General features: G+C 63.3%; 12 protein-coding genes. 7 read left to right on the top strand and 5 right to left on the bottom strand.

Annotated elements, in window-relative coordinates; translation table 11 throughout:
* Positions 1-79: 79 nt before the first annotated feature.
* The gene (locus C8D82_RS07565) at positions 80-1,156 is read right to left on the bottom strand and encodes a class I mannose-6-phosphate isomerase (RefSeq protein ID WP_116883666.1); all 1,077 of its coding nucleotides are present in this window, start codon (positions 1,154-1,156) and stop codon (positions 80-82) included.
* Positions 1,157-1,256: 100 nt separating this feature from the next.
* Here C8D82_RS07565 and C8D82_RS07570 point away from each other — a divergent pair, with 100 nt between their 5' ends.
* The 7 genes from C8D82_RS07570 (at position 1,257) to C8D82_RS07600 (ending at position 11,897) form a co-directional block, all read left to right on the top strand.
* Positions 1,257-3,608, top strand: a complete 2,352-nt coding sequence (locus C8D82_RS07570) for a pyruvate formate lyase family protein (protein WP_116883667.1) — start codon at positions 1,257-1,259, stop codon at positions 3,606-3,608.
* Entirely contained in the window at positions 3,605-4,627 is a 1,023-nt protein-coding gene (locus C8D82_RS07575; protein WP_116883668.1) for a GntR family transcriptional regulator, read from the top strand. The genes C8D82_RS07570 and C8D82_RS07575 overlap by 4 nt, the downstream gene beginning before the upstream one ends.
* Positions 4,624-5,520: a glycyl-radical enzyme activating protein gene (locus C8D82_RS07580; protein ID WP_165832911.1), complete on the top strand. Its 897-nt coding sequence runs from the start codon at positions 4,624-4,626 to the stop codon at positions 5,518-5,520. Before C8D82_RS07575 ends, C8D82_RS07580 begins: the two co-directional genes overlap by 4 nt.
* Before the next feature lie 3 nt (positions 5,521-5,523).
* Complete coding sequence (locus tag C8D82_RS07585) at positions 5,524-6,852, top strand: sedoheptulokinase (RefSeq protein ID WP_116883669.1); 1,329 nt, start codon at positions 5,524-5,526, stop codon at positions 6,850-6,852.
* Positions 6,853-7,003: 151 nt separating this feature from the next.
* Positions 7,004-8,083 carry a GntR family transcriptional regulator gene (locus C8D82_RS07590; protein ID WP_116883670.1) on the top strand — a complete coding sequence of 360 codons (1,080 nt, stop codon included), beginning with the start codon at positions 7,004-7,006 and terminating at the stop codon, positions 8,081-8,083.
* Entirely contained in the window at positions 8,080-8,787 is a 708-nt protein-coding gene (locus C8D82_RS07595) for a DUF1559 family PulG-like putative transporter (protein WP_116883671.1), read from the top strand. Before C8D82_RS07590 ends, C8D82_RS07595 begins: the two co-directional genes overlap by 4 nt.
* The gene (locus C8D82_RS07600) at positions 8,784-11,897 is read left to right on the top strand and encodes a beta-galactosidase (protein WP_165832912.1); all 3,114 of its coding nucleotides are present in this window, start codon (positions 8,784-8,786) and stop codon (positions 11,895-11,897) included. The genes C8D82_RS07595 and C8D82_RS07600 overlap by 4 nt, the downstream gene beginning before the upstream one ends.
* A gap of 169 nt (positions 11,898-12,066) precedes the next feature.
* On the opposite strand, the gene C8D82_RS07605 is transcribed toward C8D82_RS07600, so the two are convergent.
* Genes C8D82_RS07605 through C8D82_RS07620 form a run of 4 tightly spaced genes read right to left on the bottom strand, consistent with a single transcriptional unit; the run spans position 12,067 to position 17,403 of the window.
* Positions 12,067-13,449, bottom strand: coding sequence for an MFS transporter (locus C8D82_RS07605; protein ID WP_165832913.1), 1,383 nt, complete (start codon positions 13,447-13,449; stop codon positions 12,067-12,069).
* 54 nt (positions 13,450-13,503) lie between these two features.
* Positions 13,504-14,469 carry a glycoside hydrolase family 130 protein gene (locus tag C8D82_RS07610; RefSeq protein ID WP_116883674.1) on the bottom strand — a complete coding sequence of 322 codons (966 nt, stop codon included), beginning with the start codon at positions 14,467-14,469 and terminating at the stop codon, positions 13,504-13,506.
* A gap of 5 nt (positions 14,470-14,474) precedes the next feature.
* Positions 14,475-15,374 (bottom strand): MBL fold metallo-hydrolase, encoded by a 900-nt coding sequence (locus C8D82_RS07615; RefSeq protein ID WP_116883675.1) that lies wholly within the window; start codon positions 15,372-15,374, stop codon positions 14,475-14,477.
* A gap of 1 nt (position 15,375) precedes the next feature.
* Positions 15,376-17,403, bottom strand: a complete 2,028-nt coding sequence (locus C8D82_RS07620) for a DUF5696 domain-containing protein (protein ID WP_116883676.1) — start codon at positions 17,401-17,403, stop codon at positions 15,376-15,378.
* Positions 17,404-17,412 lie beyond the last annotated feature (9 nt).

The raw sequence follows: 17,412 nt of genomic DNA on the forward strand, positions 1-17,412 counted from the left end.
ATTTCAATCGGATCGATATTCCGTTTCAGTTGTTGTTCGCAATACAAAAAGACAAGCGCCCTGGTCGCCGACGGCGAAATTACGGCGTGGATAACGGCGGCAGGGCCAGCAGGATGCGGGCCCGCCCGGTGAAGCGGGGGCGGGCGGAAGCGCCGACGGCGAAGGTGTCGCCGCGTTCGAGGGTGATGGTTTCAGCTCCGTCGGTGACGGCGGCGTGACCGTCGAGCATGGTTCCGGCCATGAAGCAGTTCAGGGATCCGGGACGCTCCCACGTGCGGCGCAGCTTCAGTTCAAGCGAACCGAAATAGCGGACGGCGTCCCGGTCGATCAGGCGCATCAGCGTTGCGCCGTCATCCTCGCCGAGCGTGACGGGAGCCTGAAGCACTTTGGCGCGGAGCCGGTCGAGGGTCAGGATTTCACGGTGAAAGACGGAAAGGGCCGCGTCGGGATCGAGTCCTCCGAAACGGTCCTGCATGGTCAGGGGCTGTTCGCCGCAGCGGGCTTCGGGCTGGATCACCCAGTCGGTCGGTTCCATGATCTCCTGAACAAGTACGCCGGAGCCGATCGCGTGGGGGAAACCGCCGGGGATCAGGATTACCTCGCCGGGAGTGATCGGATAACGGTGCATCATGCCGAGGGTCTTTTCCATCACGCCCGTCAGCGCCTCGCGGCGGAACACCTCGAAGTCGAAACGGTCGTTGAAACCCATCAGCAGATACGGCTCTTCACCGTTGATGCGGCGCCCCTCCAGCACGATCCACGCCTCGGTTTTGCCGTAGGGGGAGCGGAAAAGCCGCCGCGAAGCCTCCCGGTCGGGGTGGGCCTGAACGGGCAGCCGGATCGCGGAGTCGAGCAGCTTGGTCAGGAAGCCGGGCGTCCTGCTGGCGGAAGCGGGGTGGTCCGGCCCGAGCAGGGTTTCGGCTTCGCGTTCCAGCACACGGTCGAACCGTTCGGCGGAGCCGTCCGGCAGCAGCACCCGGCTGATCCCTTCGCCGGGGCAGTCGCGCTGCGGATTCAGCGCCGCCACGGTCGAAGCGATCCACTCCTCGGGGAAGGAGCCGTCCGCCGGATTCGCAATGCCGCGCAGCCGGTCCAGACAGGCGCCGCCGCGATAGACCCGCCAGACCCGGTTCGGAAGAAATTTCAACAGCTTCATCGGAAAACCTCGCTTTTTTGGGATTCAGGGGTTGATTTTTTCATGGTATTAAGATATAATACCATAAAGAGGATTGCAACCCTCCAACAAGGAAAAAGAAATGAAAAATCCGGCGGAACTTTTCAATGCGGGGCTGGAGCAGCTGTTTGCGGCCAAACTTCGGCAGAAGCAGTTGACCGGCTGGTTCGAGTATCAGGAGATCCGGATGCGCGAGCGCGAGGCGATGCGCGCGGCGGGGCGCGACCCGGACGAGGCGCGCCACGCGGGTGAACTGCTGTGCCGCTGCGTGGAGCGAATGCCGCTGTCGATTCCGGCGGGAAGCGTGTTCGCGGGCACACAGGACGATGCGTTTTCGCCGAGCTACGCGCTGATCAACCCGAGTTTTCAGGTGGAGTCCTTCGTCGGATACTGCGATCCGGTCGCGATTTACGCCGATATTGAACCGTCCGAAGCGATTCCGGCGGAGCGGATCGAAGCGGTCAGGAACTACTACCGCGAAACTCCGTATGTGAAGCGGTTGACCGCGATCTATGAAAAGACCGCGGCGCTGACCGACGAGGTCACATTCTTCATGGAGCCGGTCACCGGTCACATGATCCCGGATATGCGCCCCATTCTGGCGCAGGGGCTGGAGGCGTTCGTCGCGGCGGCTCCGGCGGACACCCCGTTCGTCGCGGTGATGCGCGAGGCGGCGCGCGCGGCGGCGATTCTGGCCGGGCGCTACGCCGAACTTGCCGAAACGCTGGCGGAGGAGCGCGCGGCAATGCCGGGCGAGGCGGAGCGGCTGAAGCTGATCGCCGCGAACTGCCGGCAGGTGCCGGTGCGGAAAGCCCGGAATCTGCATGAGGCGATGCAGTCCTATTTGCTGCTGTGGCAGTTGATGTGCCTTGAGCAGGCGCCGAATCCCTATGCGTTCTCGGCGGGCAACCTCGACCGGGTCTTTGAACCCTATCTGGCCGGAACCGGTTTCGAGAGCGCGGTGGCGCTGACCCGGCATTTGCTGGTGTTCTATATGGTCGGCGCGCGCGGCTGGGCGATTTCGCAGAATCTGCTGCTCGGCGGCCGCGATCTGGCGGGGAACGACCTCGGCTGCGGGATGACCGATGTGATTCTTGAGGCGTTCTTCCGCTCCAACCAGCCGCAGCCGGCGCTGTCGGTGAAAATTCACCGCAATTCGCCGGAACGTTTGTTCCGCAACATGGGACGCTTCTACTTCACGCCGGGACACTCCACGCCGTCGCTGTTCAACGACGATATGATGTTCCGGGTGCTGAAGTCCAAGGGGATCGCCGACGCGGACATCCCGGACTGGGCGGTCGCGGGCTGTCAGGAGCCGCTGATCATGGGCAAGGAGAACGGCAACACCACCAACAGCTGGCTGAATCTCGCCAAAGTGCTCGAACTGGTGCTGAACGACGGCTGCTCGCTGCTGACCGGGCGCAGAATCGGCCTCTCCGCCGCCGAACTCGGCTATGATTCGCCGGAAGCCGCATACCGTGACCTCGAAACCGCGTTCTTCCGGCAGCTCGACCATGTGCTGCCTTTCATGGAGGCGGCGGCCAACCGCTGTACCCGCGCGATCGGGGGCTGGGCGACGCCGTTCGGCTCGCTGCTGTTCGGCGGACTGGAAAGCGGGCGCGACATGCGCGACCCGGAACGGCCCGGCACCCGTTACAGCGGCAGCGGCTGCCTGATCCACGGTCTCGGCGTGGTCGCGGATTCGCTGGTCGCGGTGAAGCACTTTCTCGCCGAACAGCCGGGCGGAGCGGATTCGCTGCGCGCCGCGTTGCGGAATAATTTCGCGGACGCTCCGGCGCTGCGCGCCCGTCTGCTCGCCTATCCGAAGTATGGCAGCGTGCTGCCGGAGCCGGATGAAACCGCCGCCCGGATCGCCTCTGTCGTCAGCGACAAGGTGTATGCGCTGCGCAATCCGGCGGGACGGCCTTTCATGCCGGACTTCTCCACGCCGAGCACTCACCTGCTGTACGGCTACTGGGTCGGCGCGACGCCGGACGGTCGGCCCGCCCGCGCGATGCTCGGCTACGGCGTCGATCCCCGCCCGGAGGTCACCAACAGCGAGCTGACCGACCAATTGCTTTCGGAACGCGGGCTGCCGTTCGGCAAGATGGTCGGCGGCTACGCCTCGCACATCGGCCTCGCCCCGGCGGCGTTCGCGGACCGGGCGGAGCTGGAGGAAAAGGGCGTGGCGATGCGCGACCGGGTGATCCGTCCTCTGTTTGCGGCGGGAGCGGAGGGCGAGGCCCCGTATTACGTCTATTTCAACATCGACAGCGCGAAGCACCTGCGCAAAATCCTGACCGATCCGGCCAGGTACGTCCCTTCGGGCATCTACATCATGCGGATTCACGGCACTTTCGTAAACTTCCTCGATCTCGCTCCGGCGATTCAGGAAGATATCATCAAACGGCTGGAACGGAGCGAGTGTGCATGAAGAGCCTGACCGAACAGGTGCGCGCCGCATTGGCCGGGGAGATCCTCGCCGGGAAATACGCCCCCGGTGACCGGCTTCCCCCGGAACGGGAGTACGCCGAACACACCGGCACCAGCCGGGTCACGGTGCGCCGCGCCTACGACCAGCTCGAAGCGGCGGGGATCATCGTGCGCCGCCGTCCGCATGGCACCTGCGTGGCCGACACCTTCCGCGCCCACACGGGGCCGCTGGAGAGCGTCGGGCTGATCACCACGCTGCCGCACGAATTTTCCGGCCGGTTCGTCGCGGCGGTCAGCCGTTGCTGCCGGGAGCTGGATGCGCTGCTGGTGCTCGGCATCCCGGAGCCGGACACCGGGCCCCAGCAGCTGGAGATCGCGGTGCGCATGGCCACGCGCGGCGTGAAGGACCTGATCGTGTGGGGGGCCGACCGCAATTTCGACTTCCGGGTTTTCGAGCGGCTGCGGATTCTCGGCGTGAATCTGGTCTTTTTCGACCAGGTGCTGCCGGGGGATTTCGCGGACTACGTCGGGCTGGACAACCGCGCCGCGATCCGGGCGTTGCTGGCGAAAGCGAAAGCCGACGGGGCGGAACGGATGATCTTCGTGAACTACTCCGACCTCGACGTGGACACCAACGCCGAACGGCAGCAGGCGTTTGAAGCCTGTCTCGCCGAAACCGGATGCCGGGGCGAGGTCAGGCTGCTTTCGCGCGGCGCATCCGCCGCCGAATGCCGGCTGTTCGCGGCGGAACTGGCCGCTGCCGGGGCGGAAGCGCCGAGCGCGGTGATCGGGGTGAACGCTCCGGTATTGCAGATGCTTTTCAGACACCCCGTCGCCGGGCTCGGGCTGTACTGCGTGGACCATGTCCCGCAACTGGCCGAACTCGGCGCGGTCGGCTTGCGCCAGCCGATCGGAGCGATGGCGGAGGCGGCTGTCCGGGCGCTTCAGGAACAACGCAAAAAAGGCGGGAAGTGGCGCGCTGGAGTCCGCCGCTTCGCCGGGGAGCTGGTGGAACCATGAGAATTTTCGCACAGGGCTGGTCGGACCGCAAGGACGGTCCGGGGCATCGCCGGATCTACTACCTCAAGGGGTGCAACCTGCGCTGCCGCTGGTGCGCGTCGCCGGAGAGCATCGCCGCGCAGCCGGAGCTGCTGTTCTATCCCGAACGGGCGGTCGGCGAGACGCTGGACTATCTTTGTCCGCACGGCGCGATCAAAGAGCGCACCCTCGACCGCTCCGTCTGCAGCGGCTGCGCCGACCGCGCCTGCAGGCAGTTCAGGCACTCCGCGCTGGAGTGGGCCGGGCGCGAACGCACCCCGGAGGAGCTGGAAAAGGAGGTGCTGCGGCTGTCGGCGGGCTGGGATGATTTCGGCGGCGTGACCTTCGGCGGCGGAGAACCCACCCTGCAGGCTCCCGAGCTGCTCGACTGCATCAATCGGCTGAAAAAACACCGGATTCACACCGCGATCGAAAGCAATGCGACCACGCCGGAGTTTCCGGACGTCGCCCGTGAAGTCGATCTCGCCATCGCCGACCTGAAGGCGGGGACGCCGGAGGTTTTCCACGACTGCACCGGCGGCGAACTGGCGCCCGTGCTGGACCATCTGGCGGAGGCGGCGGAACGCGCGCCGTCGCTGCTGGTGCGTGTTCCGGTGATTACCGGCATGAACGATTCGCCGCAGGAACTTGACCTGATTGCGGAACACCTTTCCGGACTTCACCGCCGCCGCCTCGCGGCCAGGTCGGAACCGCTGGCGGTGGAGGTGCTGAAACTCCACCATTACGGAGAGCCCAAATATCAGGCGCTCGACCGGAAATACGAACTTGCCGACCGGCCGGAGCCGGAGCCGGAGGTGATCCGCCGCTTTGAACAGGCGCTTGCCGCGGCCGGCCTTACCCTGCAAAGGAACTGAACGATGCTGACCCTCGGAGTCGATCTCGGCACCACCAAGGTTGCCGCCGTCCTGTACGATCCGGATGCTTCCGGGGCGGGGCGCGCCGTCTCGACGGAGCACCATGCCGCCCTTCCCGCCGCCCCCGGCCATGCCGAACAGGACGGCGAAAAGATGTATGCCGCCGTCCTCCGGCTGCTGGCGGAGCTTCCGCCTCGGGAACTGGGCCGGGTCGAAGCGGTCGGCCTGACCGGGCAGATGCACTCGGTGATCCTGTGGAGCGGCGGAGAGCTTTCCCCCGCCGTGACCTGGCAGGACAAACGCGCTTCGGCTGCCGGGCATCTCGACGAATTCCGCACCTTGAGCGGCCGCCCGCTGGCCGACGGCTTCGGCGCGGTCACGCTGGCCGAACTGGCGCGGCAGGGGGAATTGGAACGCTGGCGTTATGCGGCTTCGCCCGCCGACTGGCTTGCAACCCGGCTGACCGGCAATCCGGCGCCGGTGACGGACCCGACGTTTGCCGCGTCGTGGGGGATTTTCGACTCGGCTTCGGGCGGCTGGGACCTGAAAGCGGCGGCGGCGCTCGGCATCCCGCCCGGGCTGCTGCCTCCGGTCGTCGCTTCCGGCAGCATCGTCGGAACGACCCGGAACGTGCCGGGTATCCCGGACGGAATCCCCGTCGCCGCGCCGTTCGGCGACAACCAGGCTTCGGTGGTCGGCACTGCCGTGGAGCTGGACCGGGAACTTTTCCTGACCCTCGGCACCGGCGCGCAGCTCTCCTTTGTGATTTCGCCGGAGTCGGCGGCGGGCTGGACGCCTCCGCCCGCCGTGGAGCTGCGCCCCTTCCTCGACGGCAAACTGCTCGCGGTCACCGCGCCGCTGTGCGGCGGGCGGGCGTGGGCGTGGCTCGGAGGCGCGGTCAACAATTTTCTGACTTCGCTCGGACTGGAATCGTTGCCGGAAAAACTGCTGCTTGACCGGCTGGATGCGCTGGCGCTGGAGGTGGACGGAGAGTCCGCGCCGGTGGTCGCTCCCCATTTTCTCGGTGAACGGCACAACCCGGCGGAATTCGGGAGCATCACCGGAATCACGCTGGAAAACTTCACCCTGCCGAATCTCGCGCGCGGCCTCGCCGCCGGAATCGTCCGCAACCTCGGCGACAGTTTCCCGCCGGAGTTTTACCGGAACCGGGAACGCGTGGTCGGCTCCGGCAACTGCGTGCGCTTCTGCGGCTCGATCCGGCGTGAGATCGAGCGGCAGTTCGATCTGCCGCTGGAAATCCGTTCTGTCCGCGAGGAAGCGGCGGTCGGCGCGGCCAGACTCGCGGCGCGTTCCGTCCGAAAAGCCGGGTGAATCACGGGACGGGGGGATACACATCCGCCCCGTGTTACAGATCACAGAAAAGCTCATGGCCGGAAAATTCCGTTTTTTTATTTTTTCCTCTTGTATTTCCTGTATCACTTTTACATAATATAAGTGATGCAAACAGGGAAATCGGTGGAATATGGCGAAAAAACGGGATCATCTGGTCAAGGAGATGCGGGAATTGGCGTGCTGCCGGCAGCCCGGCTCGCGCTTTTTCACGATCCGGGAATTGATGAAGCGTTTCAGCGTCAGCCAGCTGCTGGTCTATAAAGCGTTGGATCAGCTGAAAGCGGACGGGCTTCTCGTGACTCACGATGGAAATGAGCTTTATGTGACCGAAGAATCGGCGCTGCGGCAGCATCTGCGGCTGCCGAGCATTCTGGTCGCGATTCCGCACTGGAAATCCTGGGTGACTGATCAGGTAATCCGGCTGGTTGCGGAACCAAAGCCGCTCTGCCCCGGTTACCGGACCGAGTTGATCGAATACGATCCGTTGAAAGCCGTCCCCGATGTCCTGCCGATCGAGCGGGAAAAAGCGGTCGGAGCGGTGCTGTTCGCTTCCGGCGCCCCATTGACGCCGGAGGATATCGCGCGAATGACCGAGTTTTCCCGGCAGTTCACCTTCACGGTGATCGGCCAGCATCTGGAGGATTTCGGCATCCCGTCAGTCGGCGTGGACGACGCATTCGCGGCGAACCTCGCGATGAACCACCTGATCCGGGGCGGACACCGCAAAATCGGAATCCTCTATTGCGAACCGCACAGCCGGGTGATGGAACTGCGCTGCCGCAGCGCGGTTGACTATGCCAGGCTTCACGAGGTGGAAGTCGACCTGATCGACTGCGGCATCCGGGCCGGAGAGCCGGCTAACGCCAAAACCTATGACAGGATGCGCGGCGTCATCCGGCGGGGATTCGATTTCACGGCTTTGCTCGGGCTCTCCGGCGAACCGCTGCTGAGCGCGGTCGAGGCTCTTGAGCAGGCCGGTATCGATATTCCGGGAAAACTCAGTGTGGCCGCCATCGCGGCCGAGCAGCTCACGGCGCGCCACGATCCGCCGATCGACACCGTCGGCGTGCTGATGGAACGCCAGCTCCGCACCGCGCTGCAGATGGTCACTCCGAATGCCGTTCCGGTGCTTTCCGGCGTGATCCGCCCCGAACTGTTCCGGTTCGGTTCCGTTCAGAATCTCAATTCCAAGCAAGGAGAAACGAAATGAAAAAACGGTATTTTACTCTTATTGAGCTGCTCGTGGTAATAGCGATCATCGCGATTTTAGCCGGGATGCTGTTGCCTGCGCTGAACCGGGCGCGGGAGAAGGGCAGGGCGATCTCCTGCGTCAACAACCTGAAGCAGTTCGGGCTGGCGAACGCTTTTTACAGTCAGGACAGCAATGTGTTTCCGCCGGTATGGTATCAACCGGCGGGAGCGACCTACCGCTGGGCGCGGCTGTTGATGCCGTATCTGGGCGGTGTCAGCTACGGCGATTCCAATGCGGCGGATTACATTAAAAACGTCAAATACTTCCGGTGTCCCGGCGATTCGCTCAAGCGCAATCAGGCGAATGTCGCGCCGTGCACCTATGCGCTGACCTACATGGTGCAGGCAACCGATCTGAGCAACATCACGCCCGGCGGCGGTGCGACCGGCGGAACCAATCCGAGCGTCGCATTCAGCCGGGTGGCCAGCCCGTCGGATACGATCATTCTGGCGGAGCGCCCCCGTCCCGACAACGATGTGAACAACGCGCTCGGCAGCGATCCCAGCCGGGTGGCGGGCGCGAACAACGTGCTGACTGAGGAGGTTCACAGCCAACGCAGCAATTACCTGATGGGAGACGGGCACGTCAGCTCTTACCGCTGGGGGGAAACCTATCTCGACAACGGCCGCATGTGGAAATTCAAGAAATGGGAAACAAGATGAAATCATTGATCGGAACCATTCTCTCCGCCGGAATCCTGAGCTCCGGCGTGTTCTGCGCAAGCGGTGTGGAAACCGAACCGGCCGCCGCCGTTTCCTGCTTCCCGTTCCAGCCGGGCGGGGCGGAGGTCGTCAGCGGCGAACCGCTGCTGAAGGCGGAGGTCCGGCCGGGAGCCAGCAACACCCGCGGCCCGCTCTTTTTCTTTCAGCCGGCCCGCAGCGGCAAGACCCAGAGCATCCTGCTCAAAAGCGACCTGCCGCTGCCGGAATCGGTCCGCCGCATCGGCTACTGGATTCTGTCGCGCGGCTCCGGCTGGTGCGAGGTGAACGTACTGGTGCAGGAACCGGATGGAAACATCTACGCCTATCGCGCCCCGGCCAGCGGCGACAGCCCGTGGACCTTCTACGAGTGGGAGATGCAATCCCCTTCCGAAGCGGTGAAGAAGTTCGCGGTTCAGCCCAATCCGGGAAAACTCCGCAGATTCAGGGGGCTGCTGGTCAACCTGCAGCCGTTCTCCGGCGGCGGCTACCGGTTCGGAGACGTGGTGCTGGACAGCGCCGAGCGTCCCGCGCCGCGCACCTGGGCCTGGACGCTGCGCGATGTGGCCGAGGACATCAGCTACCAGTCCGCGTTCACCGGCTTCAGGCTCGCCTATGCCGGAGTCGAAGCAAAGGCGCGCCTGCCGCTGGTACTGTTCTTCAACACCCCGGACGTGCGGCGCCTCCGCGGGATGATCTACGATTCGGCGGGGCGGGTGTACGACAACTTCGAGCTGGAATCGGACGATGTCGCCAAGCTGAGGAGTACCGATCTGATCCTCCCGGCTCTGCCGCGCGGCAATTACTGGATCGACCTCCACCGCTTCGGAGCCGGGGGAGAGCTGCTGAACCGGCAGAAGCTCTCCTATCTGGTGCAGTTTTCGCCGGTCACGGAACTGCCTCCTGCCGTGGAGCCGGAGATTTCGGCGATCTTCCCGGACCAGGCGCTGCCGATGGCGGAAGTTTCGCCGGGAAATGGAAAACTCAGGCTGAAGATCGCTTCGCAACCCGGCGATATCGTCAAATACAGCTGGTTCGACCAGTACAAACAGCCGTGCGGCTCCGGCATCGCCCGTGAAAACGAACTCGATGTGCCGCAAGGCATCGCCACCCCGGCGCTTGTCCGGCTGGAGCTGGAACTGGAGCGGGCCGGGAAAACGGTTGACCGGCGCGTGGTCCGGGTGAAACTGCCGGGCGGAAAGCCGCCGGTCGCCGGTGTGCCCGCGGTTCCGCAGCAGTTTTTCCCGCTGGACGAAACCGAAACCATTTCGATCACCCAGCCGCTGCTGAAAGAGAGTTTCAGCGACCATCTGCCCGCGAACGGCAGCAATTGGAGCATTTCGCTGTACTGGGACGAAATCGAACCGGTTCGCGGCGAAATCCAGTATCCGGTCATCGACCGTTACCTGAAACTGGCGCGGGAAAAGAAGATTCCGGTGAACCTCACCTTCTTCATCCACCTCGACCACCTGCCGGAGTGGGTCTGGTATGACCAGCTGCTCGACCAGAACGGGCAGAATATGCACTACAGCGCGAGTTTCACGCGCAAGTTCAGTCCCTGCTCCGCCCGGACGGTGGATGCGCTCTGCAATATGATTTCGCAGGTGGTGAAAACTTACAAGGATTGCCCGGAGATCGTCGGCTGGAATTTTTCGCAGGGAGTCGAGAGTTTCTGGAGCGACGCTTCGCGGAACCGGCTCGTGGTCGGCTATGACGCGGCGACCGTGGAAGCCTTCCGCAATTACCTGAAGGAACGCAAATTCCCGCTTGCCGGAACCGGCGCGGCTTCCTATGACGAGGTACAGCCTCCGGTTCCGGTCTTCGACGGCAGGCTCGACCTGCGTGCGCTCTATCTGGCGTGGGAGGAGTTCCGGCAGCAGGTGGTGAACTCCTATTTTGAACGGATTTTTTCCACAATCCGCGCGGCAGGAGCCACCCAGCCGATCAAGAGTTATGCGGGCATGGGGGTCGGCGACATCACCCGGATGCTGCCGGTCTACCGGAAGTACGGCGCGGAACTCTGCTTCGGCGGCGGGGATTCCCCGGTCCATGCCTTTCTTCAGTCACAGGCGCGCAACGCCGGGGTGCCGCTGATCGGGGAGAGTTTCGCGCTGCCGCCTTTCAGCCCTACTCTGCAATTCGTGATGTTCACAGAAATCGCCTACGGCGCGATGACCGGCGGGACCAATATCATGTGGGGACGCCACTTCTCCCCGGGCGAAGTGCGCACCGAGGCGCTGGAGGCTTCGGCCGCTGCCGCTTCTCTGGCGAAGAAAATCCGTTCCCTCGGCCGCAGCGAACTTGTGACCGCCAACGGCGCGGTGATGTTCGGCATGCTGAGCATGGTCAACCGCTCGCGTTCTTCGATGTGGATCGACTGGACGAACCTGAACACCAACGGCTTTTCGGATGCGTTGAACGCGGTGATCGGCAACAACCTGCAAATGACGTTCCTGACTGACGCCACCCCGCTGGAGATTCTGCGGCGCAACAGGCTGATCGTGCTGAACGACTCCCCGCTGCTCCGCGACGAGTCGGCGCTCCGCCTCGCGGAATACGTGAAAACCGGCGGCACCCTGATCCTGATGGGCGAAGCCGGGCGTTTCAACCAGGACGGAAAAGAGTGCTGGACCCTGAAGAAAAGCCTGGGCGAAGAGGCCGCTCCCGGAAAAACATTCCGGTTCGGACAAGGCAAGGTCGTGTGGCTCGCCAGGCCGTTGGACTGGAATCGGGAATTGATGCCTCTGATCGGAGCGAACGGCTTCACGCGCCCGGTACGCCCCTCCGGCGGCGCAATGCGCGCCGCCCTGCGCCGAAACGAAACCGACGGCAGCTATCAGCTCTTTTTATTTGGTAAAACCTGGAATGGCGGCAATCCCCACGCCCGCGAAATCGCCGGAAAAACCGTCACCGCCAGAGTTGAAATCCGCCTCCCCGCCGGCAGTTGGCTCCTGACCGACGTGTTCGACGGCAAACCTCTGGGAAGTTATACAGCTCAGGAGCTGTCCGGAGGAATCGAGCTCTCCGCAGACGCCGGCAAACTGAAAATGATCGAATTAAAACGGCGAAAATAGCCCTTTCCGCCGCAAGCGGCGGGGAATCCGAGATTTCGCCTTCGGCGACCAGAGCACTTCGTTCCTGGACCCCGACCGACAAGGTGCCGGCGCCGTATACGAAATTGTTTTTCGCATTGCGAAAAACAATTTCGGAACTTTTAAAAGTCGCCCCAAGGGGCGAGGTGGGTTATTTCGTCGGCAGGGGCGCGCAATAGCGGTCGGGGCCGCCGTGTTTTTTCCAGCCGCGGTACAGGACCGCGAAAGAGAGCAGCGCCCCGATCGTGAACAGGAAGTCCCAGGCGTAGATGTACTGGTAATCCTTCAGCCGGTCGAACAGCATGCCGCCGCCTGCACCGCACGCTGCCATGAACGCGGCCCGCAGCAGCGCATTGGCCGAGCTGAACTGGCCGTAGTACGCCTTGGGCAGGATCGCGACGAAGCACGGCAGCGTCGCGGCCCCCTGAATCGTGTAGACCACCGCCAGCAGCAAGCTGGAGATGTAGAAGCTCGTGAAATCCCGTACCAGGAAAAAACTGACCGCATTCACGATCACCACTAGGAGCAGCCCCGCAGCGTAGACCCGCAGCGCGTGAAATTTATCCACCAGCAGCCCCACCGGCAAACTCAGCGCCACCCCGATCACGCCGCCCCAGCTCATCACCGCGCCGAATTCGGCGTAGGTCAGGCCGAGGTTTTTCTGGGCATACAGGAAATTGAACATCATCCGGCACACCGTCGACACGTCGCTCAGGGCCATCATGATGAAAAAACTGTAATAGAACGGGATGCTGTAGCACTCCCGGAAGTAGCTCCGCACCATCCCGGCCGGTGAGAACGATTCACCGGAACGGTCCGCCGGGTAACTCCCCTCGCGCACCGCCCGGCACATGAAGACGATCGTGACCAGGTAGAACAGCGCGACTCCGGTGAAGAGCCAGTTCACATGCCGTTCCCCGAGCGGCAGCAGATAGCGGGGGAACAGGAAACCGACCAGCGAGCCGGTCAGGTTGAAGACCGCCATGAACCGCCCGATGAACTTTTCCGGGATCACATCCGGGAACAGGTAGTAGATCACCGAGCCGACGATCAGGAAGAAGATCTGATATCCCACCGACAGCCCTCCCAGCAGCGCCAGCGGCAGCCAGTGCGGCAGCGCGGCGCGGGCGCAAACCGCCGGCGTCCAGCCGATCAGCACCAGAAACAGCGACACGAACGGCGCCGACCACAGGATGTACGGAATCCGCCGTCCCAGCGCCGTCCTCAGCCGGTCGCTGCGGAAGCTGACGACCGGCGTGATGATCATATTCAGGATATACGGGATCGAAGTGATGAAGACCGCGATCAACGTATTGGAGGCCCCCAGCTTCTCCATCTCCACCGGCAGCAGCGCCCCGACCAGCGAAGACATCAGGAAGAATCCGAACGCCCCGACCGTGATGAAAAAGACCGTCAGCAGCAGCCCGCGCCCGGTGTACAGCAGCGAGCCGGCCCGGTATTCCGGATCGCGGTTCTCCGCCGGGACGGTGCGGTAACCGCGTCCGTCGCGCATCAGCAATGTTTTCGATTCCATCTTTCTGTCCTTAACTGTCATGGCCGGCCGGGAAACCGGCGCGGACCGCGGCGGTTATTTCTGTTTTTTCAGATGTTCCAGCACGTTGTCGAGCGTTGTGAAGGCCAGGCCCGTACAGGTGTCGGCGCAACCGTAGTAGATCGCGATACGCCCGGTCGGTGCGTCGGCGAGCGCCGCACACGGGAACACCACATTCGGGGTGTCTCCGACACATTCATACAGGGTTTGCGGCGACATCAGGTAATGTCGGTCGCGGGCGATCACCTTCCACGGTTCTTCCGGGTCAAGCAGTGCCGCTCCGAAGCTGTAGGTCATGCCGTTGCAGCTGGTCAGTACGCCGTGGTAGAAAAGCAGCCAGCCTTCGCTCGTTTCGATCGGCGTCGGGCCGGCTCCGATTTTGGTTCTCTGCCAGCCGCCGCCGGTCTTCATCACCAGCCGGTGCTCGCCCCAGAAGGTCAGGTCGGGACTGCGGCTCAGGAAGATGTCGCCGAATCCGGTATGGTTGTTGTCGCTCGGACGGCTCAGCATCAGGTACTTCCCGCCGATCCTCCTCGGAAACAGCACGCCGTTGCGGTTGAACGGCAGGAAAGCGTTTTCCAACTGGCGGAAGGTTTTGAAATCGGCGGTTTCCGCAATGCCGATGGTCGGATAGTCGGCGTAGCCGTTACACCAGGTCACGATATATTCGCCGTCGATGCGGCACACGCGCGGGTCGTAACCGTATTCGAAGGAGAGCACGCCGGTGAATTCGATCGGCTCCGGGGACAACTCCCATTGGACGCCGTCGCGTGAAAAGCCGGTGTGCAGCGCACAGCGGCGCGCCCGGTCATCGCAGCGGAACACTCCGGCATAGCCGGCGCCGAAGGGGACGACCGCACTGTTGAAAATGCTGTTGGAATCCGGCAGCGCATCGCGCCGGATGATCGGGTTGCCGGTGTGCCGCCAGACGGCATCGGAGCAGTCGGCGGGGCGCTCCTGCCACGGCATGTCCGGCAGGGCCGGGCCGGTGATGGTTGCCATGATGGTTACTCTTTCGCGGGTTCGAGTTGAATGCGCATGCCGTCATAGGATGGCTCCATGCCGAGCGGCATCAGTATTTGTTCGAGTTCGGAGTGCAGCCGCGCCCCCTTACCGTGCGCGAAGTGGACCGGCACGATCCGGGTGCGTCCGTCGGCTGCGCCGACGGAACGCAGCCGTTTTGCGAGTTCGACGACGTTCGGGATGCCGAGATGGCTTTCATGGCGGTCCTCCATGCCCCAGGTTGCATCGACGGTGACCGCGGTCAGCTTGAAATCCTTCAGGAATTTCCAGCTCGCTTCCGGGAATACGTCGGTGTCGCCGGTGACCAGCAGCTTCCAGCGGGGAGCCTCGAAGGCATACATCAGTGACTGCTCCGGGGAGGTGTGGTTCGCGGCCAGCGGCGTCACCCGAAGGTTTTCGCCGGGGAGCTCGATGGTTTTGCCGGGTTCGGCGAGCACCGGGGTCAGGCGGTTCTTTTTCCAGTCGCCGCCGATCATGCGGCCGATTGCGGCCAGCACCTGCCGGTTGCCGTAGACGGTCACCCAGCTCTCCTCCGGGAGTTGGGATACACCGCGCACCCAGAAATCCATCGGGAAAAGATGGTCCTCGTGGCTGTGGGTGATGAAGACATGGCGCAGCTTCCACGGTTCGAGCCGGAACCGGAATGCCTGCGCGACCGCGTCCGGTCCCCAGTCGATCCGGATGGTTTCGCCGAGCTGGAACGCGGTGCGGAACCGGTAGTTCCTGCCCCCCTCCGTCCGCGCCCTCCGGCAGAAGCCGCACACACAGTACTGCGACGGCATCCCTTCGGAAGCGCCGGAGCCGAGCACCAGCAGTTCCGATGGCGGCGCGGCGGCGACTCCGGCGGCCAGCAATGCGGACGCAAGCAGAGTGGATCGCTTCATTTCAGTTCACCTTCCAGTCGATTGCATTGCCTTTGACGGTCTTGTCGGGATAACGAATCTCCCAATCGCCGCTGTCCTGGTCGACAGTCACGATGGTGCCGTCGGCGTAAGTCGAACGCTGTTTGCGCCCATCGGCGGAAAGCATCTCATGGTTGGTCATTTCCTGCAGCCCGACTCGCTTATGGAGTTCGGCGACGAGCCTGACCGCTTCCATATCCTGCGCATTCGCGTCTATGGAAAGGTAGGGCATTCCGGCGGAAATCAATGCATGAAGAAACGGTATTTCAGTTTTGGCGTAGTAGTAGGAACCGCGTTCCCGGGTGGTTTCAAACGGCACGACGATCGCGTCGTGATAAACCAGCGTGAACAGTGGCAGCGGAATGCCGAAGTTGTTGCGTTCGCCATCAACAGCCCAGACGGTATGATGCACCAGGTGAAGGGTGCGGACCGCCCAGTCCACCGGCTCCTCGGAACTGACGATTCCGAGGTTGTTTTTGATATAGTCGAAGCAGCGGCGGCGCTGCTCGTAGCATTGGGTGCGGCTCATCCGGTGGTCCGGATGATAGCACTCGTCGCCCGGCACGACCGCGAACACATCCAGGTAACAGCCGTCGGATTGTGCGCCGATTCTGCGCAGGTAGGTGTTGTTGCGCCGGACGTAATCCAGCGCCCGGGTCGCGCAGACCAGCGCGTTGGCTCCGCCCGCCCAGGTGTCCTCGACGTGGTGGGTGCCGTCCTCGCGGGTGACCAGCAGCTCCTTGTTGTAGCTCGGTGCGTCCAGATACATGTCGCGGTACTGCTGATGGTAGACCACGAGATAGTTGTTCCGGTGTGCGAAATCGAGGAATTTCCGCAGGCCCTCCTTGCCGCCCGCCTTTTTTCCGACCGGAAGCTGGTCGGGTTCGAGGTTGTCGTAGCCGCGGTAACCGATCCCGTCAATGTGGATGTAGGCCTGCGGCAGGCTGAACTCCTTTTGGAGACGTTCGATCTTGCGGGTCAGTCCGACATAGGGGGTGAACAGCGCGTCGACTTTGTTGCGCGCGTCATACTGCCGGGCGGTCACGTGCAGGATCGGCGAACCGATCAGTTTGGCATAAGAAGGGGTTTCCGCAATTTTTTCGGTAATGGAGCGGAACGTGCCGTTCTCCTTGGCCGTTCCGCGGTACGCCTTGGCCATCGCGACGTAGCCGCCGTCGATGAATTTCAGCCGCGCCCGGCGGGTGTATCCCATCCGGCCGAGCGTATGCAGCCATTTGGGCGTGACGGAGGTGCCCTCTTCCGGAGAGTGGAAGAGCCGGATTCCGGCGTCATCCGGAGTTTCGATCAGGAACATCGCCGACTTGTCCTTGCTGGTGACTCCCCACCACGGCATATAGAGTGAACGTCCGTAGACGAGGCCGATCTTGCCCTGGTCGGTGTATGGCGCATCGATCACCTTCGGCCAGTTGCGCGGGATCAGGATACCCTGCGTGTGCGGCATTACCGTCGCGTCGACATCCCGGCCGTCAAGCGCGCCCGGCCAGGTTGCCAGGCGCAGCGTGGTCTCTTTTTCTTCCGGACGCAGCTCGAAAACCGCATCCCCGGTCGCATAGTCCACTCCGGCGAAGAGGCGGACCTTCAGGTCCAGGGGCTTGCCGTCGGCCTTGAAGCCGGAGAGTGCCAGAGCGATGCCGCGGATCCCGGCCCACTGTTCGGGAACGGCGATGACCGACTGCGCATCCTGCAGCTGCAGGCTTTTTTCGCTGCCATCCTGCAGCCTGACCAACGCTTCTTCGGGAGCGCGGAACGTAAACGACGCGCCCTTCCCGCTCACCGTGATTTCAAAGCTTCGGGGATTGAGCTGAAGCACGGTATCGCCGCAGATAAGCTCAAGCATCCCGGAATCTGCCTTTCGGAACGCGACGAAGCGGTCGGCCTTCAGTTCTTCCGGGGTCACGGCTGCCGTCATCTGTTCCGTCCACGGCAGTCCGGCGGCGGCAGGCAGGATCGGCAGGGCGCAGAGTGCAAATGTCACAATCAGTTTTTTCATTGCGGATAT

The organism is Victivallis vadensis (genome assembly GCF_003096415.1).
Lineage (GTDB): Bacteria > Verrucomicrobiota > Lentisphaeria > Victivallales > Victivallaceae > Victivallis > Victivallis vadensis.